The sequence below is a fragment of the Massilia sp. Masssp94 genome (genome assembly GCF_059491305.1).
Genome location: NZ_CP168501.1, coordinates 565,111 through 591,967, shown reverse-complemented (window position 1 = coordinate 591,967; position 26,857 = coordinate 565,111). Strand labels below are relative to the sequence as shown.

24 protein-coding genes are annotated in these 26,857 nt (G+C 68.1%); 15 read left to right on the top strand and 9 right to left on the bottom strand.

The genetic code is table 11. The features are described 5' to 3' along the window. Window positions 1-10 precede the first annotated feature (10 nt). Complete coding sequence (locus ACEN9G_RS02425) at window positions 11-373, top strand: hypothetical protein (RefSeq protein WP_413342665.1); 363 nt, start codon at window positions 11-13, stop codon at window positions 371-373. An 82-nt stretch (window positions 374-455) separates the two neighbouring features. On the opposite strand, the gene ACEN9G_RS02420 is transcribed toward ACEN9G_RS02425, so the two are convergent. The 3 genes from ACEN9G_RS02420 to ACEN9G_RS02410 form a co-directional block, all read right to left on the bottom strand. Next, window positions 456-671, bottom strand: a complete 216-nt coding sequence (locus tag ACEN9G_RS02420) for a hypothetical protein (protein ID WP_105378146.1) — start codon at window positions 669-671, stop codon at window positions 456-458. A 127-nt stretch (window positions 672-798) separates the two neighbouring features. After that, the gene (locus ACEN9G_RS02415; RefSeq protein WP_413342663.1) at window positions 799-3,630 is read right to left on the bottom strand and encodes a bifunctional diguanylate cyclase/phosphodiesterase; all 2,832 of its coding nucleotides are present in this window, start codon (window positions 3,628-3,630) and stop codon (window positions 799-801) included. Window positions 3,631-3,724: 94 nt separating this feature from the next. After that, entirely contained in the window at window positions 3,725-4,504 is a 780-nt protein-coding gene (locus tag ACEN9G_RS02410) for a fused MFS/spermidine synthase (protein WP_413342661.1), read from the bottom strand. Window positions 4,505-4,581: 77 nt separating this feature from the next. On the opposite strand from ACEN9G_RS02410, the gene ACEN9G_RS02405 reads away from it, so the two are divergent. The 8 genes from ACEN9G_RS02405 to ACEN9G_RS02370 are packed head-to-tail and all read left to right on the top strand — an operon-like array spanning window position 4,582 to window position 13,202. Next, complete coding sequence (locus tag ACEN9G_RS02405) at window positions 4,582-4,857, top strand: hypothetical protein (RefSeq protein WP_413342659.1); 276 nt, start codon at window positions 4,582-4,584, stop codon at window positions 4,855-4,857. 7 nt (window positions 4,858-4,864) lie between these two features. After that, a complete protein-coding gene (locus tag ACEN9G_RS02400; protein ID WP_483127644.1) occupies window positions 4,865-6,040 on the top strand; it encodes a GGDEF domain-containing protein in 1,176 nt (391 codons plus the stop codon). Then, window positions 6,037-6,195 carry a hypothetical protein gene (locus tag ACEN9G_RS02395; RefSeq protein ID WP_413346102.1) on the top strand — a complete coding sequence of 53 codons (159 nt, stop codon included), beginning with the start codon at window positions 6,037-6,039 and terminating at the stop codon, window positions 6,193-6,195. The genes ACEN9G_RS02400 and ACEN9G_RS02395 overlap by 4 nt, the downstream gene beginning before the upstream one ends. Beyond that, window positions 6,192-7,175 carry a Ppx/GppA phosphatase family protein gene (locus ACEN9G_RS02390; protein ID WP_495605519.1) on the top strand — a complete coding sequence of 328 codons (984 nt, stop codon included), beginning with the start codon at window positions 6,192-6,194 and terminating at the stop codon, window positions 7,173-7,175. The genes ACEN9G_RS02395 and ACEN9G_RS02390 overlap by 4 nt, the downstream gene beginning before the upstream one ends. A 31-nt stretch (window positions 7,176-7,206) precedes the next feature. After that, a complete protein-coding gene (locus tag ACEN9G_RS02385) occupies window positions 7,207-7,998 on the top strand; it encodes a substrate-binding periplasmic protein (RefSeq protein WP_413344818.1) in 792 nt (263 codons plus the stop codon). Between the two features lie 40 nt (window positions 7,999-8,038). Next, window positions 8,039-11,533: a response regulator gene (locus ACEN9G_RS02380; protein ID WP_483127642.1), complete on the top strand. Its 3,495-nt coding sequence runs from the start codon at window positions 8,039-8,041 to the stop codon at window positions 11,531-11,533. After that, complete coding sequence (locus ACEN9G_RS02375) at window positions 11,533-12,678, top strand: response regulator (protein ID WP_413346093.1); 1,146 nt, start codon at window positions 11,533-11,535, stop codon at window positions 12,676-12,678. Before ACEN9G_RS02380 ends, ACEN9G_RS02375 begins: the two co-directional genes overlap by 1 nt. 59 nt (window positions 12,679-12,737) lie before the next feature. Next, window positions 12,738-13,202, top strand: a complete 465-nt coding sequence (locus ACEN9G_RS02370; RefSeq protein ID WP_483127641.1) for a hypothetical protein — start codon at window positions 12,738-12,740, stop codon at window positions 13,200-13,202. A gap of 7 nt (window positions 13,203-13,209) precedes the next feature. Here ACEN9G_RS02370 and ACEN9G_RS02365 read toward each other — a convergent pair whose 3' ends face one another. Next, the gene (locus ACEN9G_RS02365; protein ID WP_371762533.1) at window positions 13,210-13,518 is read right to left on the bottom strand and encodes a hypothetical protein; all 309 of its coding nucleotides are present in this window, start codon (window positions 13,516-13,518) and stop codon (window positions 13,210-13,212) included. A 217-nt stretch (window positions 13,519-13,735) separates the two neighbouring features. After that, entirely contained in the window at window positions 13,736-14,383 is a 648-nt protein-coding gene (locus ACEN9G_RS02360; protein WP_483127640.1) for an ABC transporter ATP-binding protein, read from the bottom strand. 351 nt (window positions 14,384-14,734) lie between these two features. On the opposite strand from ACEN9G_RS02360, the gene egtD reads away from it, so the two are divergent. From egtD to ACEN9G_RS02340, 4 genes are read left to right on the top strand one after another with little or no spacing between them, the layout of a single operon-like run. Then, window positions 14,735-15,703: an L-histidine N(alpha)-methyltransferase gene (gene egtD / locus ACEN9G_RS02355; RefSeq protein ID WP_413344141.1), complete on the top strand. Its 969-nt coding sequence runs from the start codon at window positions 14,735-14,737 to the stop codon at window positions 15,701-15,703. 10 nt (window positions 15,704-15,713) lie between these two features. Next, window positions 15,714-16,937 (top strand): ergothioneine biosynthesis protein EgtB, encoded by a 1,224-nt coding sequence (gene egtB / locus ACEN9G_RS02350; protein ID WP_413344139.1) that lies wholly within the window; start codon window positions 15,714-15,716, stop codon window positions 16,935-16,937. Then, on the top strand, window positions 16,934-17,863 hold the full coding sequence (locus ACEN9G_RS02345; RefSeq protein WP_413344137.1) for a YihY/virulence factor BrkB family protein: 930 nt from the start codon (window positions 16,934-16,936) through the stop codon (window positions 17,861-17,863). The genes egtB and ACEN9G_RS02345 overlap by 4 nt, the downstream gene beginning before the upstream one ends. Beyond that, entirely contained in the window at window positions 17,863-19,083 is a 1,221-nt protein-coding gene (locus ACEN9G_RS02340; protein ID WP_495605518.1) for a hypothetical protein, read from the top strand. Before ACEN9G_RS02345 ends, ACEN9G_RS02340 begins: the two co-directional genes overlap by 1 nt. Here the strand turns inward: ACEN9G_RS02340 and leuA are convergent. After that, on the bottom strand, window positions 19,049-20,737 hold the full coding sequence (leuA, locus tag ACEN9G_RS02335) for a 2-isopropylmalate synthase (protein ID WP_483127638.1): 1,689 nt from the start codon (window positions 20,735-20,737) through the stop codon (window positions 19,049-19,051). The two genes, ACEN9G_RS02340 and leuA, sit on opposite strands and share 35 nt — an antisense overlap. 481 nt (window positions 20,738-21,218) lie before the next feature. Here leuA and ACEN9G_RS02330 point away from each other — a divergent pair, with 481 nt between their 5' ends. Continuing rightward, window positions 21,219-21,863 carry a DUF1906 domain-containing protein gene (locus ACEN9G_RS02330; protein ID WP_413344412.1) on the top strand — a complete coding sequence of 215 codons (645 nt, stop codon included), beginning with the start codon at window positions 21,219-21,221 and terminating at the stop codon, window positions 21,861-21,863. Between the two features lie 8 nt (window positions 21,864-21,871). Here the strand turns inward: ACEN9G_RS02330 and selD are convergent, their stop codons facing one another. Next, window positions 21,872-22,927 (bottom strand): selenide, water dikinase SelD, encoded by a 1,056-nt coding sequence (gene selD, locus ACEN9G_RS02325; protein ID WP_413344414.1) that lies wholly within the window; start codon window positions 22,925-22,927, stop codon window positions 21,872-21,874. Between the two features lie 13 nt (window positions 22,928-22,940). After that, window positions 22,941-23,912: a selenoneine biosynthesis selenosugar synthase SenB gene (senB, locus tag ACEN9G_RS02320; protein ID WP_483127637.1), complete on the bottom strand. Its 972-nt coding sequence runs from the start codon at window positions 23,910-23,912 to the stop codon at window positions 22,941-22,943. A gap of 39 nt (window positions 23,913-23,951) precedes the next feature. Between senB and senA the strand changes: the two genes are divergently transcribed. After that, on the top strand, window positions 23,952-25,166 hold the full coding sequence (gene senA, locus ACEN9G_RS02315; protein WP_483127636.1) for a selenoneine synthase SenA: 1,215 nt from the start codon (window positions 23,952-23,954) through the stop codon (window positions 25,164-25,166). A 62-nt stretch (window positions 25,167-25,228) separates the two neighbouring features. Here senA and ACEN9G_RS02310 read toward each other — a convergent pair whose 3' ends face one another. Beyond that, on the bottom strand, window positions 25,229-26,800 hold the full coding sequence (locus tag ACEN9G_RS02310) for a DEAD/DEAH box helicase (protein WP_413339071.1): 1,572 nt from the start codon (window positions 26,798-26,800) through the stop codon (window positions 25,229-25,231). Between the last annotated feature and the right edge of the window lie 57 nt (window positions 26,801-26,857).

Here is a 26,857-nt window from a genome sequence, read left to right as displayed (position 1 = left end):
GAAAGTGGTAATGAAGAATCTGAAACTGACGGGCGACGAATACGATGCGCTCGAATTCATCCGGCGCGGCGCGCAGACCGACCGTGTCAATGCCTGTGTCGGGCGTAACGCGAAGCGCCTGTCGGGCCTGAAGCTGATCCAGTATGCGAAGAACGGGAGCCTGGCGCTGACGCCGCAGGGAACGGAACTGCTGTTCCTGCGCCGCTGCGTGCAGGCGCTGCGCGCGCTCGAGGCGGACCCGGCGGCGAATGTGGATGACGACGTCGTCCAGTTCCTCAGCCGCAAGTCGCACATTGCGGCGCGGGCCGAGGGCGGGTTCGGATTGACGGAACGTGGTCGCGAGTCGTTGGCAGATATCTCTGCCCAGGAATAGGGGGGGCACGCCTGCGCCCACGCGGACGCCACGTCACGCGTGGGCTCGGGGAGCCCATCCAACGTATTGCCGACGTCGCGTATTAATTTGTGCGGCGGCGGTTCGGATACACCAGTGCCCGTACCGCGATCTCCGCCGGCACGCCCATCGCCGCGAGGAATTCCGCGGCGCGCTGCAGCCCCAGCGTGGGAACGGACGCGACGGCCTGGTTGACGAGGTCGCGCGTGCGCATGTCGGTGCGCGGCCTGCGTTCCGCCAGGGTGGCCGTGGCGGTGTCGATATTCAGTTCAGTCATCATCAATGCTCGGTGAGTGTATTGCTAAAGAATCACAGAGTATTGTATGAGAACGATATTGATTAAGCCACAGGAAATTGCACGAAATCTCGCACTTGTCATGCAGACTTAAAGCGGATTCGAGATTTCTTCAGGCGGCGGCCGTCTGCGGCTCGTCTTCCGGAGCCGTCAGGCCGCGTCGCTGGCGTAGCAATTGCTCGAATTCATGGGCCGGGAGCGGCTTCGAGAAATAATATCCCTGCATTTCGTCGCAGCCCTGGTGGCGCAGGTAATCGAGCTGTTCGGCCGTTTCGACACCCTCGGCGATCACGGACAGGCGCAGGTTGTGCGCCAGCGCGATGATCGAGGCGACGATGGCGGCATCGTTGGCGTCGTGCGTGATGTCGTTGACGAACGAGCGGTCGATCTTCAGCACGTCGATCGGGAAGCGCGACAGGTACGAGAAGCTGGAGTAACCCGTGCCGAAATCGTCGATCGACAGGTTCACGCCCAGCGATTTCATGCGGTGCAGCAATTCCACGGCCGGCGTGACGTCGCTCATGAACAGGCTTTCCGTCAGTTCCAGTTCGAGGCAGGATGGATCCAGGCCCGTGTCGTCGAGCACGGCCTCGATGCCCGGCAGCAGGTCGGCCGCGCCGAACTGGCGCGCCGACAGGTTCACGGCCACGCGCAGCTTGCCCAGGCCCGCATCGTGCCAGGCCTTGTTCTGGGCGCACGCGGTGCGCATCACCCAGGCGCCGATCGGCACGATCAGGCCCGTGTCCTCGGCGATGCCGACGAAGCGCGACGGCGGCACCATGCCCAGTTCCGGATGCTTCCAGCGGATCAGCGCTTCCATGCCGACGATGCGGCCCGTCTGCAGGTCGACCTGCGGCTGGTAGTGCAGCACGAATTCGTTGCGTTCGAGGGCGTTGCGCAGCGCGCTCTCGATGCGCACGCGCTCCAGCGATTCCTCGTTCATGGCCGGCGTGTAGAACTGGAAGTTGTTGCGGCCCAGTTTCTTGGCGCGGTACATGGCGATGTCCGCGTGCTCGATCAGGTTCTCGGACGGCGTGCCGTCGCTCGGGAACGCGGCCACGCCGATGCTGCAGGTGACGAAGAACTCCTTGGTGCCCAGCATGACGGGCTGCGCGACCGAGTCCATGACGCGCTGCACGATGTCCGGCGTCAGCGGCTGGTCGTGATGCTCGGACAGGATCACGACGAATTCGTCGCCGGACAGGCGCGCGACGGTATCCGTGTCGCGCAGCGACGAGCGCAGGCGCGCCGCGACCGTCATCAGCAGGACGTCGCCGGCCTTGTGGCCCATGCTGTCGTTGACGTACTTGAAGCGGTCCAGGTCGATCAGCATCACCCAGACCTGGTGGCCGCTGCGGGTGGCGTACGCGACGGCCTGGCCCAGGCGGTCCTGCAGCAGCGAGCGGTTGGGCAGACCCGTCAGCACGTCGTGCTGGGCCACGTGGTGCACGCGCTGCTCGGTGACCTTGCGCGCCGTGATGTCGCTGCCGGTGCCGCGGTAGCCGGTGAGGCGGCCCGTCTCGTCGAACGTCGGCTGGCCGTTGATGCAGAACCAGCGCTCCTCGCCGTTGTCGTCGACGACGCGGTATTCGAGGTTGCGGAACGGCTCGTGCGCTTCCAGGGTGGCGACGTGGTCGCGGCCCAGTTCCGTGTCCGTCAGCGCCGGCACGTAATCCCAGCGGCGGCGGCCGAGCACGCGCTCGGTGGCGATGCCGGATTTTTCCGTGAAGTCGCCGGTGACGTGGGTAAAACGGAATTCCTCGTCCTGTTCCCAATACCAGTCGGATGACATGGCGACGAGCTGGCGGAAGCGCTGCTCGCTCTCCTGCAGCGCTTTTTCCGTGCGCTTGCGCGCGAGGACGTCGTCGATCAGGCGCTGGTTCGTCAGCTTCAGGTCGGCGGTGCGCTCGCGCACCAGTTCCTGGACTTTCCGCGCGCGCTCGCCGGCCGCCTGCACGAAGGCGCACAGGAGCAGGGTCGACAGCACGCCGCCGGTCAGCAGCAGGGTCGAGCCGAGATGGTCGGCCAGCCACGGGCTGGGCGCGGCGATGGCTTCCACGGTCCACGACTGGCCGCCGACCGTGAAGGTGTTCAGGGCGCGGCCCGTGTAGCCGCCCGACAGCAGCGGGACGGGCGATTCGGACGCCGTCACGTCGCGGCTCGCATAGGCGAGGCGGGCCGGATCGGCGCGGCCGCCGCCATAGAATTTCAACTGGATGCTGTGGTCGTCCAGCAGGCCGGCCCTGGCCAGCGTGGCATTGGCGAGGGTCGGCACGGAGACCACGGCGGCGGTGTCGCCCAGCAGGCGGCCGCCGCGGGCGTACACGGGCATCAGCACTTCGAAACTGGGGGCGCCCGGTGCCTGGGCGATCTGCAGCAGGCTGGTGAGGGCGGCACGGCCGCTCGCCTGCGCCCGCCCGAGGGCGTCCATGACCTGGCGGTTCTGGCTGACGTCCAGGCCGAGGGCCGCCTCGTTACCCTGCATGGGTTCGAGATAGTCGACGACGTGGTAGCGTTCGCGCGCCGGCGCCGCCACCCGCGCGGGGCCGCGCATCTCGCGCACCACGAGGTCGGGCTGGAACTGGCGCAGGTCCGCTTCGAACGCGGCGCGGTCGGCGGCGTCCACGACGCGGTGGAAATTGAAGGCGCGGATGTATGGATTGCGCTGCAGCAGCGGCGTCGTGAAATCGTGGAATTGCGCGCGCGTGACCGGTTGCACGGTCGTGAACAACTGGTTGGTGACGTTCAGGACTTCGACGGCATCATCCATACCCTGGCGCAGGGCAGCCACACGCACACCGGTCCCCTGTTCGAAGGCCAGCGCCTTGTTGTCGTATTCGAGACGGCTGATGGCAACCGCCAGCACCGCGGTCGCGGCCAGGCCGCCGGCCAGCGTGAGGCCTGCTGCGAGCGTGAGCGAAAACGGCAGTCGGCGACGCGACATCCGGGGTTCCCTATGCATGAAAGATGAGAGCTTGCCCTAAGGCATGAAGAAGCATCAGTTTGTCACAGAAACTCTAGTTTCCGCAAACAAATTGTCACAAGCGGGACCGCGTCGCGCGAAGGTGTGGTAGGGCCAAAACAGATCGCGATGCGATCCAGGCAAGGATGGCTCGAATGGCTAGCCGATTCAATAATCCCAGGCCGATTCCGCGCCGGCGCCGCAGCGCCGTCATGCGGCGCAGGACGGCATCCGCGGGGGCGTTCAATGCATACACGATGCGGTTGTTGCCCGCGACCTTGTCGAACCAGCAGGTGTGGCCGGCGAACACGGTATCGAGCGCGTCCATCACGTCCGGGTAGCGCGGATCGTACGTGAAGACGTTGGCCACGAGCACGCCGCCGGGCCGCAGCGCGTGACGGCAGTCCGTATAAAAGGGCGTGTCGGCCAGCCTGGGCGGCAGCCCGCGCGCGTCGAAGCCGTCGACCAGAAGTACATCGGCCGAGCCGGGATGCGCGGCCAGCCAGTCGGCCGCGTCGGCCTGGACGACCGCGAAGCGCGCGCTGTCGGGCGGCACGTGGAAGGCGTCGCGCAGGGCGATCACGTCGGCGCGGAGTTCGATGACGGTGATGTGCGCGTCGGGAAAATGGCGGTGGCAGAACTTGGCCAGCGAGCCGCCGCCGAGCCCGACCATCACGATGCGGACGGGAGACGGCGCGAACAGGACAAACCCCATCATGGCGCGCAAATAGGCCAGCACGAGGGCGTCGGGCCGGGCCAGCAGCATCTCGCTCTGGATGTCGCCGGGGACGAATTCGAGCGTCCGGCGACCCCGGCGCGTACGTACGAGCGGCGGGGTGGGGCTGTTGTGAGGCATGCCGTCAAGTATAGGTGAACTTGTTGCGGTCGATAGGTTTCTGATAAGCTGGCCGTTGCAGCCCAAGCGGAGACCTCATGTTCCTGGACCACCCGACCATTACCGCCACCAACAGCCAGACCGAGCCGGACCGCATCGAGCGCCTGGATCGTGTCTATGGATATGCGATGGCGCTGGCGGACGTGGACGGGAACCCGGGTTTCGTCGACAAGCTGACCCAGATCCACGACCATAAAGGGACCCTGATCGTGTTCTGGCACGGGCAGCCCACCGAGGCCGAACGGGAGTACTGGGCGCGTGCCTGGTCCAGCCGCGTCGGCGACGGCACGACCGCGGTCGTGCACGAATGCTGAGGTGACGATGGACGCGACCACGATGGTCCTGGCACTGGCACTCGGCAACCTGGCCTTGTGCGCCACCCTGTTTTTCTTCGAACAGTCCGGCCATGCCGGCCGTCCGGCCGTGCCGACGTGGGGCTGGTCGCGTCTCTACCAGGGCGCCGGCTGGCTGCTGCTGGCCATCGGCGCGGCGGGCGTCGTGCCGGAAGGCCTGGCCTTGCCCATTGCCTACGTCCTCGTGTTCGCCGGCGTGGCCTGGGAATCCGGTGCCGCGTGGGAACGCGCCGGCCGCCTGCGCTGGCGCCGCGCCACGCTCCCGGCGCTGGGACTGGCAGTCGCCGCCTTCCTGCTGTGCTGGCTGATCGACCCGATCGGCCTGCGCGCCGTGGCCGCGTCCCTGGTCCTCGGCGGCTTTTATTTGTCGCTCGCGGCGGCGCTGGCGCGCGGCTGGGCGGCCGCATCGATGCTGCAACGTTTCCTGGCGCTGGCGACGACCGTGCTGGCCGTCGTCGTGGGCGCGCGCGGGGCGCTCGTGCTGCTGGCGCCCGCGGGCTGGGGCTGGATGACGAGCGATATCCTGCGCCAGCTGCACTCGGGCGCCCTGTATCTGCTGGCCCTCGTCGGCGGCTTCGGCTGGCTGCTGCTGGGCCGCGAGCGCGAACAGGCCGAGCTGGCGCGCCTGGAAATCAACGACCCGCTCACCGACGTGCCGAACCGGCGCGGCTTCTTCCAGGCCCTGGCCCCCTGGATGGCGCTGGCGCGCCGTCCCGGCCAGCCGACCGCGCTCGTCGTGTTCGACCTCGACCAGTTCAAGCGCATCAATGACGGCTACGGCCACCCGGCCGGCGACGTCGTGCTCGCGCACCTGATCAATACGTGCAAGCGCCAGTTGCGCGACAGCGACCTGCTGGGCCGCCTGGTGGGCGTGGAATTCGCGATCCTGCTGCCGCGCACGAGCCTGGACGATGCGGCGATGGTCGCCGAGCGCATGCGCGCCGCGATCGAAGCGGAGCGCGTCAAGACCGAGCGCGCGATGATTTCATTGACGGCCAGCTTCGGCGTCACGACGATCCGCCCCGACGACAGCACCGTCACCTTGCTGGCCCGTGCCGACGAGGCGTTGCGGGTGGCCAAGAAGGCCGGGCGCAACCGGGTCGAAGTGGCGGCGTCGGTGCTGGCGCCCGTCGAGGAAGAATGAACGCCCCCGCGCAGGGGCGCGTACAAACCGCCGTGTCCGCCATGGCGTCTCTGGCGCGCATGGCTTATGATGATGTGATCAACGATGCTCCTGTCATCGATCCGTCATCCAGCCCCGCTATCGTGGCGCCGTTTTCGACTTCGGAGTCTGCATGAGCACCACACCTCCCATTCACGCCGCACTCGTCCTTGGCTCGGACAGTTTCCGCCTGCTCGTCGGCACCGTCGAGGACGGCGCGCTGCGTCCCCTCGACAGTTTTCATGCGCCGCTGCGGCTGGCCGCCGCGCTGGACGCGCAGGGCTGTCTGAGCCCCGAGGCGATGGACAGCGCCTTCGACTGCCTGCGCACGATCCGCGCACGCCTGTCCGACCATGCGCTGGCCGCCGTGCGCGTGGTCGCCACGTCGACCCTGCGCATGGCCCGCAACAGCCACCTGTTCCTGCCGGCCGCGCAGCAACTGCTCGGCCATCCGGTGCACGTGCTGACCGGCGAGCAGGAGGCCGTCCTGACGTATCTCGGCGTGGCCGACGGCGCGGCGCACGACCCCGACACGCGTACCCTGGTGCTGGGTATCGGCGGCGGCTCGACGCAGCTTGCGCTGGGCACCGGGCGCCACGTGCAGAAGGTGGCGTCGCTGGGCCTGGGCACGTCGCGCCTGGCGCTGACGTTCTTCAGCGGCGGGCGCATCGACGCGGTGTCGTTCGCGGCCGCGATCGCGTCCACGCGCGCCAAGCTGGGCGACGAGACGCCCGCGTTCGGCACCGGCCGGCGCGACCGCGCGTGCGGCGCGTCCGGGACGATCCACACCCTGGCGCGGCTGCTGGCCGACAACGACCTCGCCGGTCCCATCACGCGCTCCCGGCTCGAGTCGCTCGCGGCGCGCGCGCTCGGCCGAGGGCGGCGGCGGGGCGCCGCTGGCCGGCCTCGGGCACTTGCGCCTGCGCGACGTGACGGCCGCGCTGGCCATCCTGCTGGGCCTCATGGAAGAGCTGGAGATCGAGGAACTGGAGGTGCCGAAGACGGGGCTGCGCGCCGGCGTGCTGGCCGAGTTGCGCCACGGCCGCGCCGCGCTGGCGGCTTGACGGTCCAGGTAGGTTTTGGCGGCAAGGTCTGGCATACTGTTGTCTGTTTTTAATCATTATTGCCGCTGCCGCCCTACCCAAGCCATGCTGCGCTTCCTTCGCCACGGATCGATCGCCTGCTGTTTGCTCGTCGGCGCGCCGTCGTTCGCGGCGGGCACCGTGTCGCTGTGCTTCGAACGCCAGGAAGTGCTGCCGTGGCGCACCCTCGACGGCGGCGGCCTGAATTTCGAGCTGCTGGCCGAAGTGGCGCGGCGCCTCGGGCTCACGCTCGATTACCAGAGCATGCCGTGGAAGCGCTGTCTCGCGCAGGTCAAGGCGAACCAGGTCGACGGCGCCTTCGCCGTCAGCTTCAGCCGCGAGCGCCTGGCGCTGGGCGCCTATCCCGGCGTGAAAGGCGGCGATGGCCTGGCCGATCCGGCCCGGCGCATGCACGTCGACCGCTACGTCCTGGTGCGCCGCAAGGGCGGCAAGGTCGACTGGGACGGCAAGCGTTTCGCCAACGTGGACGGCCGCATCGGCTTCCAGCTCGGCTACTCCGTCGGCGACTTCCTGCGCGCCCAGAACGTGCCCGTGGACGAGGGCAGCCAGCAGGCCGACGAACTGGTGCAGAAGATGCTGGCCGGCCGCCTCGTGGCGGCGGCCCTCGGCGGCGGCGACGCGATGCGGCTGATGCGGTCGGCGTACGCCACGCAGATCGAAATGCTGCCCGTGCCGCTGATCGAAAAGCCGTACTACCTGCTGCTGTCGCACGCCTTCGTCGCGCAGCGGCCGGACCTCGCGGAACGCATCTGGAAGACGATCGAGGACGTGCGCACGAGCCCCGCCTACCGCCGCCGCGAGCGCGAGCTGACCGGCCATCCGGGAGGCGGTCATTAATTCCCTGTCCTCCCCCGGCCCGCGCCGTTCGGGAGCGCTTTTGCGTGGCCTGGTACGGGGACTCGCCGACAGCTGGCGCCAGAACATCGTGTTCCGGCTCGGCGCCGGCATCGTGCTGGCGGTAGCCCTGTCGACGACGGTGTACACGACCTGGGTGATGCATTCGCTGCACCGCGAAGCGAGCGCGCGGCTGGGGGAACGGGTCGAACGCCAGGCCAACGTGGTGTCGCACGCGCTGGCGCGGCCGCTGTTCGACATCAACAGCGCGGCCGTGTCCTCGGTCGTCGATGCGCTGGGCGGCACGCCGGAAGTGATCATGCTGCGCGTGCTGGCGCCGAACGGCATGGTGCTCGCGTCGCTCGGCTCCGGCGCGGACGAGGAGGGCGCCGAACGCGTCCAGCAGAAAGTGGTTTACCACGACGGCAACCGCGAATACCTGGTCGGCTCGATCGACCTGGCGATCTCGCGCCGCCAGATCGACGCGGACCTGCGCCGCCAGATCATCCAGACCGTGCTGGGCAACCTGATCCTCACCCTGACCATCACCCTGTGCGTGCTGCTGATCGGCCGCCGCATGACGCAGCCGTTCGCCGACATCCAGGAAGCGTTGGAAAAGCTGGCGCGCGGCGAGACCGACATCCACTTGTCCGGCATCGGCCGGCGCGACCAGATCGGCCGCCTGTCCTCGGCCGTGCGCAGCTTCCGCGACACGTTGAACCGGCTGCGGCGCGCCGAGCAGGTGACGAACGGCCTGCTGCGCGAAAAGAGCGTGATCGAACAGCAGCTGCGCGACCTGAACGAAGACCTCGAACAGAAGATCGCCGCGCGCACGCGCGAGCTGCTGGACTCGATGCGCATGGCGCAGGGTAGCCAGGCCAAGCTGCAGGCCATCGTCGACACGGCGCTGGACGCCGTCGTGCGCATGGACCGGCAAGGCCGCATCGTCGGCTGGAACGCGCAGGCGGAAAAGATGTTCGGCTGGAAGGGCGAGGAGGTGCTGGGCCGCGATCTCTCCGAATGCATCGTGCCGGAGCGCCACCGGGCCGCGCACCGCAACGGCCTCGCGCGCTACGAACGGAGCGGCGTGGGCGGGGTGCTGGACAGCCGCATCGAGACGTATGCCTTGCGCCGCGACGGCGTGGAATTTCCGATCGAGCTGGCCATCACGCGCGTCCAGCTGGCCACGAGCGACGACTACGAATTCTGCTCGTTCATCCGCGACATCTCCGAGCGGCGCGAGCGCGAGCAGTCGCTCGTCGCGGCCAACGTGCGCGCGGAGGCGGCGAACGTCGCCAAGTCAGAATTCCTCGCCAACATGAGCCACGAGATCCGCACGCCGATGAGCGCGATCATCGGCATGGCCTACCTCACGCTGCGCACGGAGCTCTCGCCCAAGCAGCAGGACTACGTCGGCAAGATCCACCGCGCCGCGCTGTCGCTGCTGGGGATCATCAACGACATCCTCGACTTTTCCAAGATCGAGGCGGGCAAGCTGGACGTCGAGCACATCCCGTTCTGCCTGGACGACGTGCTCGCGAACGTGGCCAGCGTGACGAGCCAGAAGGCGGCCGACAAGCACCTGGAATACCTGTTCCACGTGCCGCACGCGATCCCGCGCATGCTCGTGGGCGACCCGCTGCGCCTGGGCCAGGTCCTCATCAACCTCGTCAACAACGCGGTGAAATTCACGCCGGCGGGCGAGCTGGAACTGTCGTGCATGCGCCTCGACGATCCGGCCGCGGACCGCTTCCGCGACGGTTATGCGACGCTGCGTTTCGCGGTGCGCGACACGGGCATCGGCATGAGCGAACAGCAGCAGGCGAAACTGTTCCGCGCGTTCAGCCAGGCCAACGGCAGCACGACGCGCGAATACGGCGGCACGGGCCTGGGCCTGTCGATCTCGCAGCAACTGGTCGGCCTGATGGGGGGGCGCATCGTCGTCGAGAGCAGCCCGGGCAAGGGCTCGACGTTCCACTTCGACCTCGACTTCCCGCTGTCCGGCGAGCCGGAACGCGTGGCGGTCGCGCCGCCGGAACTGGACGGCGCGCGCCTGCTGCTCGTCGACGATTCCGACGTCGCGCGCGAGATCATGAGCGAAGCGCTGCAGACGCTGCCGCTGCGCGTGGATCTCGCCGCCAGCGGCGCCGAAGCGGAAAGCGCGCTGCTCGCGGCCGATGCCGCCGGCGACCCGTACCGCGTCGTGCTGACGGACTGGCAGATGCCGGGCATGAACGGCATCGAACTGGCGCGCCGCATCGCCGGCAACCCGGCGCTGCGCCATCCGCCGTCGACCGTGCTCGTGACGGCGTTCGGCCGCGAGGAAGTGCAGAAAGAAGCGGAAGCGGCGGGCATCCGCGGCTTCTTGTGCAAGCCGATCGGCCAGTCCGCCCTCGTCGACACGCTCGTCGCCCTGTTCGCGCCGCCGCGCGTATCGAATGCGCGCAGCAGGTTCGAGACGTCGGGCGACCACGCGGCGCGCGTGCTGCTCGTCGAAGACAACCAGGTCAACCAGGAGATCGCGCTGGAACTGCTGCAGGCGCAGAACATCGCGGTGGACGTCGCCGCCACCGGCAACGAGGCGCTGGACATGCTGTACGAAGGCGGCCCGCAGGCCTACGACCTCGTGCTGATGGACCTGGAGATGCCGCAGCTGGACGGCCACGCGGCCACCGTCGAACTGCGCAAGGATGCGCGCTTCGACAAGCTGCCGATCGTCGCCATGACGGCACATGCGCTGGCCGAGATCCGCGAACGCTGCCTGCGCGAGGGCATGCAGGACTACATCACCAAGCCCGTCGAGCCGGAGAAGCTGTACGCCACCCTGGCGCGCTGGATCGGCCAGGCCGTGCCGCCGCCGCTGTCGGCCGGCGGTGTCGTCGTGGCGGACGGCCCGACGCTGCCCGGCCTGTCGACCGTGTCCGGCATCGACTCCGCGTATGGCCTGCGCCACGTGGCCGGCAACGTCGCGCTGTACGTGCAGCTGCTGGACCGCTTCCGCGCCGCCCAGCGCGACGCGGGCGCCCAGATCCGCGCGGACTACCAGGCGCGCCGCCTGCGCCAGGCGGCCGCGCGGGCGCACACTTTGCGCGGCGTGGCCGGCAACATCGGCGCGCGCGAGCTGCAGACGCTGGCGCAGTCGGTGGAAGAGGGCCTCGGACTGACGGCGCCCGACCGCGGCCGTCTCGCGGCCGGCGTGCGCGCGCTGGAAGCGGCCGTCGACGCGACCATGGAATCGCTCGACCGCTATTTTGCCCGCGCCGCCATCGCCCCGCCGCCGCCCGCACCGCCCGTGCCGCCTTCGGTCGCTCCTGATGCGGACGACGCCGCGCTCGACGCCGTGGCCCAGCTCGACCAGCTGCTGGCCGAGTACTCGGGCGATGCCATTGACTACTTCGAGACGGTGCGCACGCGCCTGGCCGGCGTGCTCGACGCCGAGCACATGGCGCGGCTGGAGCAGCACCTGTCCCGTTACGAATTCGAAGAGGCGCGCCAGCAGTTGCCCGCCGCAACCCGCCCCGATACCGCGGAAACCTGATGAACATTGTCACCACCGAAAAGACGAGCACGAGCAACAAGGACAAGCCGACGATCCTGATCGTCGACGACACGCCCGACAACATCATGCTGTTGTCGCGCCTGCTCAAGGACCGCTACAACACGAAGGTCGCCAACAACGGCAGCCTGGCGCTGCAGATCGCCCAGTCCACGCCCGGCCTGGACCTGATCCTGCTCGACGTGATGATGCCCGGCCTGGACGGCTACGAGACGTGCCGCCAGCTGAAAGCGAACCCGGTCACGGCCGACATCCCCGTGATCTTCCTGACCGCGAAGAACCAGGTCGAGGACGAGGCGATGGGCCTGTCGCTGGGCGCCGTCGACTACATCGCCAAGCCGATCAGCCCCCCGATCCTGTTCGCCCGCGTGGCCACGCAACTGACGCTGCTCGATGCGCGCCGCCAGCTGCAGGCGCACAACGAGAACCTGGAAAAGCTCGTGCAGGACCGCACGGCACAGCTGGCGCTGATGCAGGAAGCGATCATCATGGCCATGGGCACGCTGGCCGAGACGCGCGACAACGCGGCCGTGACCAAGGGCGACCACCACATCCGCCGCACGCAGCACTACGTGCGCGCGCTCGCGCGGCACCTGCAGCACCATCCGCGCTTCGCGACGGACCTCACGGACGAGAACATCGAGCTCCTGTACCGCTCCGTGCCGCTGCACGACATCGGCAAGGTCGGCATCCCCGATCGCATCCTGCTGAAACCCGGTGTGCTCGACCGGGAGGAATTCGAGGTCATGAAGCTGCACGCCGTGTACGGGCGCGACACCATCATGCTCGTCGAGAAGCACATCGGCGGGACCAACGGCTTCCTGATGTTCGCACGCGAGATCGCCCACTCGCACCAGGAGAAGTGGGACGGCTCCGGCTATCCGGACCGCCTGGCGGGCGAGCAGATCCCGCTGTCGGCGCGCCTGATGGCCGTGGCCGACGTGTACGACGCGCTGATCTCGCGCCGCGTGTACAAGCCCGCGTTCACGCACCAGCAGGCGCTGGAGGTGATGCGCAAGGGCCGCGGCACGCATTTCGATCCGGACGTGCTGGATGCGTTCTTCGAGATCGAAGGGCAGTTCGCGGCGATCGCGGAGGAGTTCCGCGACGCGGAGTCCGAGGCCTGATCTTCCGGAAAACGGCTAAATGATATATATTGTTTGGCTTGTTTGAAGATGGAGGTCCCATGGCGAGGACGACGGCGGCGAAGACGCCCGTAAAGACGGCCGCGAAGCCCGCGGCGAAGAAGGCGGCCGCGACGAAGGCCGCGCCGGCGAAGAAGGCGGCCATGAAGAAGCCGGCTGCCGCGCCGGCCAGACCGGTGCGCGCGAAGGCCGCGCCCAAGCCGGCGAAGGTGGCGCGCGAAGCCGCGCGCGCGGTCGCGGCGCCGGTGAAATCCACGCGTGCCAAGGCCGCGCCTGCACCGGCCACGCGTCCGCACCTCGTGCGCGACAGCTTCACCATGCCGGAGCAGGAATACGCCGTGCTCGCCACCGTCAAGCAGGCCTGCCTGAAGGCCGGCTTCGAAGTCAAGAAGAGCGAGTTGCTGCGCATCGGCGTGGCGCTGCTCGGCCAGCTCGACACGGCGTCGCTACGCGCCGTGCTCGACAGCCTGCCCCAGCTCAAGACCGGCCGCCCGCCCGGCGAATGAACCGCGTTCAGTGATGGGTCGGCGGCGGCTCCGTGCGCGCTTCCGCCGTCAATTCCTTCAGCTCGCGGATCGGGATATTCGACTTCTCGTGCATCCGCAGCAGGATCGTGGCGCCGACGTTCAGCTTGCGGTGCCGGATCTTGCTGATGATGGGCGGCTGTACCTCCAGGACGCGGCACAGTTCCGCGTCGTTCTTCAGCTGCATTCGTTGAATCAATGTGTCGAGCAATTTGTTCGGAACAAAACTCGACGGCTCCATGGCCCGGGCGCGATGCATCGCCTCGAGCAACTCCTGTTTTTTCTGCCGTACGCTCATGAACTCCTCCGCCTTGGGGTTGTGTTCAAGACAGATCGACTGTTTTGGAGAGTTGCAGGGTCCGTCCGGCTCATCCCCCGCCCGAACGGAATCCAGCCCGACCGATTTGTTGATGACTTATGCCTGGTGGGTTTGTTGGAATGCTACTACGAAGTTGACAATTATGACGCACTGTTCATGACTAAAACGCCATAAGATGCGTCTTTCTTGCGGGAACTTACGCTAATTTCAATCCGGCGCGGGTCAACACGAAGGTCCGGTCGGCCAGGGCGGCGGCCGCATGGGAGTGGGTGACCATGATGGCGCCGGCGCCGCTGGCCTTGATCTCGGTGCGCAGCAGGCGCAGGATGCCGTCGGCCGTGTCGGGGTCGAGGTTGCCGGTGGGCTCGTCCGCCAGCAGCAGGGCGGGCCGGTGCACGAGCGCGCGCGCGATGGCCACCCGCTGCAGCTCGCCGCCGGACAGCTGGCGCGGAAAATCGGCGCCGCGTCCCCCGAGGCCCACGGCGTCGAGCATCTGTGTGGCGCGGGCGGGGTCGGGGCGGCCGTTCAGCAGCAGCGGCAGCGCGACGTTCTGCAGCAGCGTCAGGTGCGGCAGCACGTGGAAGGCCTGGAAGATAAAACCCATGCGCGTACGGCGTAGCCGGGTGGCGGCATCGTCGTCGAGCGCCGACATTGGCGTCCCATCGACGCGGACTTCGCCGCTATCGGGCGCGTCGAGTCCGGCAATCAGGTTCAGCAAGGTGGACTTGCCGACGCCCGACTCCCCCATGATCGCGACGAACTCGCCGGGTTCGAAGCGGTGCGACAGCGCCGCGAGCACGGCGCGGCCGCCATAGGATTTGCTGAGATTGACGAGTTCGAGCATGGAACGCCGATTGACAAAACCACTACTCTAGCACGCCCCCCAATTCGGGGTCAGAGCACATTCTTGCCAAAATTCGGGGTCAGAGCCCGTTTTCGAGAAATTGTGCTACGGACGACGACGCGTCCACACATGCGCGAAACGGCTTGATCGGGACGGCCCGCAGCGTTCGAAACCCGAATTTTATGCCATATCAAATTGTGCTCTGACCCCGAATTCGCCGAAAAATGTGCTCTGACCCCGAATTCTTGCAGGGTAAGGGCGTGCGTGCGGAATCGCGGAATCGCGTATCATGGCCGGAACGGCAACATTCCAGCCGGCCGCACGGTGCGGCCGCACCACCGAGGACACCCGATGCTGAACGCGACATCGCCCGCAGTGCCCGTAGTAAACAACGATGGATTGCACGTACCCGCCGAGCTGGCAGAAAGCCTGACGGCCCGCCAGGCCTGGATCTCGCCCAAGTTCCTGTACGACCCGCTGGGTTCGAAGCTGTTCGAGGCGATCTGCGAATTGCCCGAGTACTACCCCACGCGGACGGAAGCCGGCATCTTCGATCTGCACGGCCCCGAGATCGCGCGTACGGTCGGCACCGGTGCCACGTTGATCGACCTGGGCGCCGGCAATTGCGCGAAGGCGGCGAACCTGTTCCCGCTGCTGCAGCCGCGCCAGTACGTCCCCGTCGACATCTCGGCGGAATTCCTGCTCGATGCCGTCGAGCGCCTGCGCCAGCGCTTCCGCTACATCGAGATGCGCCCGCTCGGCATGGATTTCTCCGGCAGCCTCGAGCTGCCCGACAGCGTGCGCGAGGAGCGCCGCCTGTTCTTTTATCCCGGTTCGTCGATCGGCAATTTCACGCCCGGCGAGGCGCGCGATTTCCTGCAGCGCGTGCACGCGCAGTGCGGGCGCGACGGGGGACTCCTCATCGGCATCGACCTTGCCAAGGAGCACGCCGTTTTGGACGCGGCGTACGACGATGCGCTGGGCGTGACGGCCGCGTTCAACCTCAACGTGCTGCGCCACGTGAACCGCCTGCTGGGTGCCGACTTCGACATCCGCCAGTGGCGCCACCGCGGCTTCTACAACCCGGCCCAGGGCCGCGTCGAGATGCACCTGGAAGCGCAGACCGTGCAGCAGGTGACGTGGCGCGGCGGCGGCCGCCGGTTCGCGGCGGGCGAGTGGATCCACACGGAAAACAGCTACAAATACCGCCAGAGCGACGCCGTCGGCCTGCTGGCCCAGGCGGGCTTCGCGGCCACGCGCGTGTGGACGGACCCGAAACAGTGGTTCGCCGTGATCTACGCGCGCGCACTATCGCATTGAAGGAGCCGCGATGGGAGCCTCCGAACACCGCCTGTCCACCGCCTTCGAACACGTGCGGCAGCGCACGCTGCACCTGGCCGAACCGCTGACGGCCGAGGACTGCTGTGCCCAGTCGATGCCAGACGCGAGCCCGATCAAATGGCATCTGGCGCACACGACGTGGTTCTTCGAGACCTTCATCCTCGAGCCGCGCGAACCCGGCTTCCGGCCCCATGACGCGGCGTTCCGCGTGCTGTTCAACTCATACTACAACGGCGTGGGCGCGAAGCATCCGCGCGCGCAGCGGGGCCTCTTGACGCGGCCGACGCTGGCCGAGGTGCATGCCTACCGGGCCGCCGTCGACACCCGCATGCTGCGCCTGCTGGCTTCCAGGCCGGACGACGCCGAACTGGCCGCCCTGGTCGAGCTGGGCCTGCAGCACGAGCAGCAACACCAGGAACTGATCCTCACGGACGTCAAGCACCTGCTGTCGCGCAATCCGCTGTACCCGGCCTATATCGATTCGCCGCTGCCCGCTTCGGGCCCGGTGGAACCGCTGGCCTGGATCGATTTCGGGGGCGGCCTCGCCGAGATCGGCCACGCCGGCGAGGGCTTCGCCTTCGACAACGAAAGCCCGCGCCACCGGCAGTACCTGCAACCGTTCGCGCTCGCGTCGCGCCTCGTGACGAACGGCGAGTACCTCGAATTCGTCGAGGCGGGCGGGTACCGCGATCCGGCGCTGTGGCTGTCCGACGGCTGGGACCTCGTCGCGAACGGCACGCTGGACGCGCCGCTGTACTGGGTCGGCGACGGCGACCGCCGGCGCGAGTTCACCTTGCACGGCCTGCAGGCGCTGGACCTGGCGCGGCCCGTCGCCCACGTGTCGCTGTACGAAGCCGACGCGTACGCGCGCTGGCGCGGCGCGCGCCTGCCGACCGAAGCGGAATGGGAATTCGCCGCGCGCGACACCGCGCTGACCTGCGGCGACCTGCATCCGCGCGCGGCGGGCAGCAGCGGCCTCGCGCAGATGTTCGGCGAGTGCTGGCAGTGGACCGCGAGCGGCTACGCGCCTTACCCCGGCTTCGCGCCGGCCGCGGGCGCGATCGGCGAGTACAACGGCAAGTTCATGGTCAACCAGTACGTGCTGCGCGGCTCGTCGTGCGCGACGCCCCACGGCCACGCGCGGGCCAGCTACCGCAACTTTTTCCCGGCCGGCGCGCGCTGGCAGTTCACCGGGATCAGGCTCGCGCGATGAAATCGGCGCGCGGCCTGCGCCTGCGCGTGCTGAACCGGCGCGCCAATGCGTGGATCGTCGCGCACCCGCTCGACTTCACCCTGCAGTGCGTGCGCGCGTTCCGCGCCAACCAGGGCCTGCTGCTGGCGGGCGCCGTCGCCTATTACGCGCTGCTGTCGATCGTGCCGTTCCTGATGCTGGTCGTCGTCGTGCTGTCGCACTTCATCGACCAGGTCAACCTGCTGCTCACCTTGCGCCGCTACCTGGAACTGCTCGTGCCGGGGCAGTCCGGCTCGATCGTGGCGGAGGTTGCACATTTTCTCGACACGCGCGACCTGATCACGTGGGTGCTCGGCTTCACGATGCTGTTCTTCAGCTCCCTCGCGTTCACCGTGCTGGAAAACGCGATGAGCGTGATCTTCGTGCACCGCGTGGCCGTGCGCCGCCGTCACTTCCTCGTGTCGGCCGTGCTCCCCTACTGCTACATCCTCGCGCTGGGCTTCGGCGTGATGATCGTGACGCTCGTCGCCGGCACGCTGCAGGTGATCGGTTCGGAGAGCGTCGAACTGTTCGGCCGCACGTGGTCGCTGCACGGCGTATCCGGCGCGCTGCTGTACCTGCTGGGGCTCGTGGGCGAGATCCTCGTGCTGACGTCGATCTACCTCGTGATGCCGGTGGGACGGCTGTCGCTGTCGCATGCGCTCATCGGCGGCGTGACGGCCGCGCTGCTGTGGGAAGCCGCGCGCCACGTCCTCGTGTGGTACTTCACGACGCTGTCCAAGGTGAATCTCGTGTACGGCTCGATGAGCACCGCGATCGTCGTCATGTTCAGCCTCGAGATCGCGGCCAGCCTGCTGCTGTTCGGCGCCCAGGTCATCGCGGAATACGAGCGCGTGGGACAGAAGGGACAAGGAGCAGATCCGCAGCCGATGCGGACGGCGCCCTGATGGCCAATATCGTCTTTTGCTGGGAACTCGGCGCGGCGCTCGGCCACGCCGGCCGCCTGAAAGCGCTCGCGCGACCGCTCGTCGCACGCGGCCACGACGTGTCCTTCGTGCTGCGCGACCTCGTGCACACGCGCCGCCTGCTGGCCGACATTCGCATCCCCGTCTACCAGGCGCCCCTGTGGCTGCACCGCGTGGAAGGGCTGCCGCCCGGCGAGGCGAGTCTGGCCGACATCCTGCTCGCCTGCGGCTGGCTCGACGCGGACGCGATGGCGGGCCTCGTCGACGGCTGGCGCCATCTATTCGGCGCGCTCCAGGCTGACGTTGTCGTGGGCGATTACGCACCGGGCGCACTGCTGGCCGCGCGCAGCCTCGGGATCGCGAGCAGCGCCGTCGGCGCCGGCTTCCAGATTCCGCCTGCGGGACCGCTGCCGCCGCTGCGCGACTGGGAGGCGGCCCCGCGGGCGCGCATGGCGGCGACCGAGGCACGCGTGCTGGCGACCGCCAACGCCGTGCTGGCCCGCCACGGCGCGGCGCCGTACGCGCGCGCGGCCGACCTGCTGCGGGGAGACATGCCGCTGCTGTGCACGTGGCCGGAACTGGACCCGTGGGGCCGCGCGGAGACGGATGCGCGCTGGTTCGGCCCCACGATCGGCGGCACCGGCGCGGCCGTGCCGGCCTGGCCGGAAGGCGCCGGTCCGCGCGTGTTCGCCTACCTGCGCGGGCCGCATCCGGAGCATGGGGCGATGCTGGAAGCGCTGGCGCGCGCCGGCTGCCACACGCTGTGCTACCTGCCCGACGTGGCGGCGGGCGCCGCGCCGCCGTACGCGCATCCGCTGATCGCGTGGGCCGCGGGGCCGGTGGCGTTGGACCAGGCCTTGCGCGAGTCGGCCTTCGCGGTCTGCCATGCAGGCGAATCGACCGTATCGCAGTCTCTGCTGGCCGGCGTGCCGTTGCTGCTGCTGCCGCGCACGGCCGAGTCGTTCCTGACGGCGCGGCGCGTGCGCCGGCTGGGTGCCGGGATCAACGTGAACGAGATGGCGCGCCCGCTGGACTGGGATGCCGTCGTGGGCCGGATGCTGGAGGGAAGTGCCTTGCGCGTGGCGGCGCAAGCATTTGCGCGGCGCCACGCGGCGTTCGATGCGGATCGTCAGGCGGAGACGGTCGCCGGGGTACTGGAAGGACTGGTCAGGCAGCCTGCTGCGGCGCCTGTTCCGCGTTGAGCGCCAACTGGCGGTTCACGGCCGACAGCACGGCCTTGAACGACGCGGTCACGATATTGCTGTCGATGGCGGCGCCGAACAGCGTGGGTCCGTTCGCGAGGCGCAGCTCGACGTAGCAGGCGGCGCGCGCATCGGCGCCCGAGCCGATCGAGTGCTCGTGGTAGTCCATCAAACGGATGTCCAGGCCGAGCGCGTTGACGAAGGCGTCGATCGGGCCGTTGCCGGTGCCCTGGTGCGGTTCCGTCACGCGGTTGTGCTGCACGGTCGTGTCGATCTGCACGCGCTCCTCGCCCTCGCTGTTCTCGACCAGGCGGTGCGAGACGTAGCGGTAGGCGGCGTTTTCCTGGTTGAAGTACTCACGGTCGAACAGGGCGTGGATGTCGGCGGCGGCGACTTCGCGGCCGGTGGCGTCGGCATGCTTCTGCACGACGCGCGAGAATTCGATCTGCAGGCGGCGCGGCAGTTCGAGGCCGTATTCCTGCTCGAGCAGGTAGGCCATGCCGCCCTTGCCGGACTGGCTGTTCACGCGGATCACGGCGTCGTAGCTGCGGCCCAGGTCGGCCGGGTCGATCGGCAGGTACGGCACTTCCCAGATGGCGTCCGCCTGCTGCTTCGCGAAGCCCTTCTTGATCGCGTCCTGGTGCGAGCCCGAGAACGCCGTGAACACGAGGTCGCCGACGTACGGATGGCGCGGGTGCACGGGGATCTGGTTGCATTCCTCGACCAGCTGGCGGACGGCATCGATGTCCGAGAAGTCCAGGCCCGGGTGCACGCCTTGCGTGTACAGGTTCAGCGCGAGGGTGACCAGGTCGACGTTGCCGGTGCGCTCGCCGTTGCCGAACAAGCAGCCTTCGACGCGGTCGGCGCCGGCCATCACCGCCAGCTCGGCGGCGGCGACGGCGGTGCCGCGGTCATTGTGCGGGTGCACGCTGATCACGAGGTTCTCGCGCTGCTTCAGGTTACGGCACATCCATTCGATCTGGTCGGCGTAGACGTTCGGCGTCGCCGCTTCCACGGTCGACGGCAGGTTGACGATCACCTTGTTGTCCGCGCTCGGCTGCCATACGTCGACGACGGCGTCGACGATGCGCCTGGAGAAATCCAGTTCCGTCGTCGAGAACGATTCCGGCGAGTATTCGAGGCCCCACTTGGTGTCCGGATGCTGGGCGACCAGTTCCTTGATCAGCTTCGTGCCGTTGACGGCGATCTGCACGATCTCGTCCTGGTTCATGCCGAACACGACGCGGCGGAACACCGGCGCGACCGAGTTGTAGACGTGGACGATGGCCTGCTTCGCGCCGACGCACGACTCGACGGTGCGGCGGATCAGTTCTTCACGGGCCTGCGTCAGGACGATGATGGTGACGTCGTCCGGGATGCGCTTTTCCTCGACCAGCATGCGCACGAAGTCGAAGTCCGTCTGCGAAGCGGACGGGAAGCCCACCTCGATTTCCTTCACGCCGATCTGCACGAGCTTTTCGAAGAAGCGCAGTTTCTTCTCCGGGCTCATCGGCTCGATCAATGCCTGGTTGCCGTCGCGCAGGTCCGTGCTCATCCAGACCGGCGGCTTGTCGATGATGCGGTTCGGCCACTGACGGTCGGCCAACGGGACGGCGGGGAAGGGGCGGTATTTGGCGGAAGGGTTGGTCAACATGGCGGTGCTCCTGATTATCAAATGCTGGTGAAGGTGTCGTTTCGATCGTTGTGGCGGGGGCTGCCGGACGGGCCACGGACGCTAGGCCCGGCAACCGATCGGTAGTTTTAGCGAGCGAAACACCACACGTGCGCCGGCAGACAGCAGGATAGCTCCGGCGGAAATAACAGACAGCGTGGATGTGGTAGTGGCAAACATCGGTACAACTTTCCTTGGGCTACGAATCCGGCAACCTTGGCCGGGCGGGACAGCGGCGATTTACGCGCGTAGTAGCAGGGCTGCCGGCGTTAGCGCGCGGGCAAGCGATAGGGAAGTCGACAGAGGCAGAGGGGAGAACATTTCTCCACTCTAAGTGAATTTTGTTTGGCGTGTCAAGCGTTTCGTGTGTTGTCGTTTGGTCACCACGGTTTTTGCGAACAATCAACTTCTCTGGATGAGCCGAGTGTCACAGTACGCGCTTCATGTCGCCAGGGAGCACACCATGCCCGTACTGAAAGGTCTCGACACGACGATGGAACTGACGCGCCACGCCCAGGCGCTCAAGGAACAGGGCTACGCGTTCGCGCTGCGCTACTACAGCCACAACGCGGCCAAGAATTTGTCGCTCGGCGAGGCGCGGGCGCTGTCGCAGGCGGGACTCGCGCTCGGCGCCGTGTGGGAAACGAGCGGCACCCGCGCCGGCTTCTTTACCCGCGCGCAGGGCCTGGCGGACGGCGCGGCGGCCTTCCGGATGGCGCGTGACGTGATCGGGCAACCGTTCGGCTCCGCGATCTATTTCGCGGTCGACTACGATCCGACGCAGGCCGATCTCGACGGCGCCGTCAGTAATTATTTTACCGGCGTGCACGCGGCGCTGTACGTGGCGGCGGAAGGCAAGCCGTCGTACCGCGTGGGCGTGTACGGCTCGGGCCTGTGCTGCGGCACGCTCGTCGAGCGGGGCCAGGCGGCCCTGTCCTGGCTTTCGCAGTCGACCGCCTTCGCGGGCTCGCGCCTGTACGCGGAACAGAAGCGCTACGACATCATCCAGCTGCTTCCGGTGCGCATCCCGGGTGCCGACGGGATCGTGCTCGACATCGATCCGGACGCGACGCATCCGGACCGCGACGGCGGCTTGTTCATGGTTTAACCGAGCGTTCAGCCGACGACGACTTTCGGCGCGCCCGCCGCCATCGACCCGATGACGGCCGCATCGCCGAAGCCTTCGCGGCGGAACAGCGCCAGCACCTCGTCGACGCTTTCAGGAGCGCACGAGACGAGCAGGCCGCCCGATGTCTGCGGGTCCGTCAGCAGCACGCGCTGCGTGTCCGTGATCGCGCCGCCCAATTCGACGTCATGGCCGTACGCATCCCAGTTGCGGCCCGACGCACCCGTGAAATAGCCGGCGTGGGCCAGCGCCTCGACGCCCGGCAGCAGCGGGATGTTCGCCATGTCCAGCTGCGCCGTCAGCTGCGCGCCGCGCGCCAGCTCGAGCAGGTGGCCCAGCAGGCCGAAGCCGGTGACGTCCGTCAGCGCGTGCACGCCGGCCAGTTCCGACAGGGCCTTGCCCGGCTTGTTCAGCTTCGTCGTGTTCGCGACCATGGCGGCATAGCCGTCCGCATCCAGTTGATCCTTCTTCAACGCGGCCGACAGCACGCCCACGCCCAGCGGCTTGCCGAGGACGAGCACGTCGCCCGCGCGCGCATCCGCGTTGCGCTTCACCTTCGACGGGTGCACGAGGCCCAGCACGACGAGGCCGTAGATGGGTTCCACGGAGTCGATCGTGTGACCGCCCGCGATGGGGATGCCCGCTTCCGCGCAGATCGATTCGCCGCCCTGGATGATCTTGCCGATCGTCTCCAGCGGCAGCTTGTTGATCGGCATGCCGACGAGGGCCAGCGCCATGATCGGCGTGCCGCCCATCGCGTACACGTCCGAGATCGCGTTGGTGGCGGCGATGCGGCCGAAGTCGAACGGATCGTCGACGATCGGCATGAAGAAGTCGGTCGTCGCGATCAGCGCCTGCTCGTCGTTCAGCTTGTAGACGGCCGCGTCATCGGCCGTCTCGATGCCGACCATGAGCTCTTTCGGCACGGGGAAGCCGCTCGACTTCTTCAGGATCTCGGACAGCACGCCCGGCGCGATCTTGCAGCCGCAGCCGCCGCCGTGGGAGAACGAGGTCAGTTTGATGGGTTGGTCGGCGGATGTGTTCATACAGTGCTCTTTTTTAAACTTGCGTTGATCTGAAGAGAAGATTATCCACCAAGTCGAGCAGGCGCGCTCGCTCGGCGGCGGGGGCGAACAGCGCCGCGCGCGCCGCGCACTGGCGGCGCAGGCGCTCGGCGAAGCGCGGATCGGTCGCGCTGCGTTCGATCAAACGGGCCAGCGCCCGCGCATCGCCGGGTGCGAACAGGCCCGCGTAGTCGCCGCCCAGCATGCCGACGTTGCCGGAGATGTTCGATGCAAGCACGGGCACGCCGCTCGTCACCGCTTCGATGATGACGTTCGCGCCGCCCTCCATGCGCGATGCGATGACCATCGCGTGGCAGCGCCGCAGCCGGCGCCGCGTCGCCATGTGGGGCAGGGCGCCGAGCCAGCGGTAAGTGGAGGTCGCGTCCTGTGTTTCCCGCGCGCGGCGGCCGAGGTCCGGGTCGAGCGCGGCGCCGATGTGCACGAGGCGCACGCCCGGCGTGCCGATGAGGCGGGCCGCATCCATGAACGTCTCCGGATCCTTTTCGATACGCAGGTGGCCGATCATCGCGACGTCGAGCGGCATCCGTGGCCGGGCGGCACGCAGGCGCGGGGCCGACTGGTAGATCACGTGCGTCTTTGCGCGCACGGCGTCCGGCAGTTCGTCCAGGCCGCGCGGCTGCAGCACGACGAGCGCGTGCGCGCGGGCGAGCGAGGCCTGTGCGCTGGCGTCGTCGCGGATGTCGCGGTACAGGTCCGTGCCCGTGAGGACGAGCAGCGTGGGCCGGTCCGGATGCGCGTCGTCGAAGGCTGCCAGCGCGGCGGCGGACCGGCGCGCGTGCAATGCGATCAACAGGTCGGGTACCGCGTCTCCGTCCCGCCAGCCGGGGCCGATCGTGACGCGGTAGTCGCGCGCGAGGTGGCGCCGCCAGCGGCTGGCGGTCTGCCAGTTGCCGTTGTTTTCGCGGGCGGATGCGGGGCTGACGATGTGGATGTGCGCTCGGGGCATCGGTAGGAATCGGAGTCGGGATTGGTCGTACAATGATGCATGGCCGTCAATCAAGCATCGTTCCGCCACGCGGGACCCAGGGAACTGGCCGTCGCATTGCAGGATGCGCGGCATTATACGCTCGCGCTGTTCGAGGCTCTCGCGGCCGCCGGCTACGACGACGCGGCCCGCGTGCCGCGCCTGCCCATCGTGAATCCGCCGTTGTGGGAGCTGGGCCATACGGCCTGGTTCGCCGAATGGTTCGTGCTGCGCGGCGCGCTGGACAGCCGGCCCGGCGCCGCCAGCGGCCACTCGCTGCTGGCGCGCGGCGACGACTGGTTCGATTCCGGCACCGTCCCGCACGGCGCGCGCTGGACGCTCGACCTGCCGCCGCCGGGTGCGGTGAAAACCTATTGCCACGAGGTGCTCGACCGCATCCTCGACCGCCTCGCGCACGAGGCCGACGACGACCTCGCGCTGTATCCGTATCGTCTGGCACTGGCGCATGAGGACATGCACGGCGAAGCCTTCCTGTACTCCCTGCAGACGCTGCAGTCGCGCGGCGCGCCTGCGCCGGCGGGTGCGCTGGCGCCACGCGCGCAGTCGGCGGCCGCGGGCCGGGCAGGCGACATCGCGTTCGCCGGCGGGTCGTTCATGCGCGGCGGCGACCAGTCGAGGGGCTTCGTGTTCGACAACGAGCGCAACGCCGCGCTCGTCAGGGTGGCCCCGTTCGCCATCGATGCGGGACTCGTCAGCACGGCCGCCTACCTCGATTTCGTGCACGACGGCGGCTACGAACGTTCGCAGTACTGGACGGAGGCCGGCCGCGCGTGGCTCATGACGCAGGAGCGCTCGGCGCCGCGCTATTGGGCGCGGGAAGGGGAGGATTGGTACACGGTGCGCTTCGGCCGGCCGGTCGCCCTCGACCTCGCGGAACCCGTGCGCCACGTGAATTTGTACGAAGCGCAGGCCTGGTGCGCGTGGGCGGGCCGCCGGCTGCCGACGGAAGACGAGTGGGAATACGCGGCGGGGTCGAGCCAGCCGGGCTTTGCGTGGGGGCAGCTGTGGGAATGGACGGCGTCCGCCTTCCTGCCGTTCGCGGGCTTCGAGGTGGACCGCTACCGCGATTATTCGGCGCCGTGGTTCGGCACGCGCCAGACCTTGCGCGGCGCATCGTTCGCGACGCCGGCACGGCTGCGCTCGCCGCACTTCCGCAATTTCTTCACGCCGGAGCGGGACGATATTTTTTCCGGATTCCGCAGCTGCGCGTTATGAACAAAATAAGCGAAACCCCCGGCACCTTGCGATGCCGGGGGTTTCGTTATGCCTGCTGACGCTTAGCGGTCGCCGAACGTACGACGAGCCGAGTCGGCCGAGCGCGGATGCGCGCCGAAGGCCGGGCGTTCGCGGCGCTGGCCGCCTTCGCTGCGGAAGCCGCCTTCACGGCGCTGGCCCTGGTAGCCGCCTTCGCTGCGCGGGGCGCCTTCGGTGCGGAAGCCGCCTTCGCGACGCTGGCCTTGATAGCCGCCGCCTTCGGTGCGCGGTGCGCCTTCGCTGCGGTAACCGCCTTCGCGACGCGGTGCGTCACCGCGGTAGCCTTCACCGGCCGGCTTGTGGAAGCTGCGCTGGCCCGGCTTGGCGTTGGCATTACGGCCGTCGCCCGGTTTCCAGCCCGGACGGGCGCCCGAACGGGGTGCTGCCGAACGCTTCGGCTCGAAGCCTTCCACCACGTCGACCGGAATGGTCTGCTTGGTGAAGCGTTCGATACGGCGCACGTTCATGCTTTCCGCGTGGTTCACGAGCGAGACTGCCGTACCGTTGCGGCCGGCGCGGCCCGTGCGGCCGATGCGGTGCACGTAGTCTTCCGGGAACTTCGGCAGGTCGTAGTTGACCACGTGGGTGATCGACGGCACGTCGATGCCGCGCGCGGCGACGTCGGTTGCCACGAGCACGCGCACCTGGCCGCGACGCATGCTGTCCAGCGTGCGGTTGCGGGCGCCCTGGTGCATGTCGCCATGCAGTGCGGCAGCCGCGAAGCCGGCGATGTTCAGGCGGTCGGCGATCATGTCGGCGTCACGCTTGGTCGCCGTGAACACGACGGCCTGGTCCATGGTCTCGTCGCGCAGCAGGTGGTCGAGCAGGCGGTTCTTGTGCGACAGGTCGTCGACGAAGTGCACCTTCTGCGTGATGTTCTCGTGGCGGTTGGCCGCGCTCATGATCTGGATCACCTGCGGGTTCCTGGTGATGCGGCGCGCCATGTTGCCGACGACGCCATCCAGCGTGGCCGAGAACAGCATCGTCTGGCGCGATTCCGGCGTCGCGGCGACGATCTTTTCGATGTCGTCGATGAAGCCCATGTCCAGCATGCGGTCCGCTTCGTCCAGCACGAGGATCTCGAGCTGCGAGAAGTCGATCTTGCCCGACTCCATGTGGTCGATCAGGCGGCCCGGGGTCGCAACGAGGATTTCCGGATTCTTGGCCAGCAGTTGCATCTGCTTCGGATACGGCATGCCGCCCAGGATCGAGACGGCGCGGATGCGGCGCATGTGCGCCGTGTACTGTTCCGTCGCGGTGGTCACCTGCAGGGCCAGTTCGCGGGTCGGGGTCAGGACCAGCATTTTCGGCTGGGCTGCCTTGAAACGGACGCGCTCGCCACGGGCGCGCGTCGATTGCGCTTCCTGTGCGGGGGTGCGACCGGCCGCGGCGGGTTCGGTGTTGGCGAACTTGTTCAGGGCGGGCAGCATGAACGCTGCCGTCTTGCCCGAACCGGTTTGGGACGAGACCAGCAGATCGCGGCCCGCGATCGCCGCCGGCACCGCCTGCTCCTGCACCGGGGTCGGCTTTTCGTAGCCTGCTTCGGTAACTGCCTTGACGATGGACGCGTGTAAGCCTAGTGCTTCAAAACTCATTGTTTATTTACTTTCGGTATGGATCAGTGAGCGTCCACGCTATTCGGAGCGGAACGC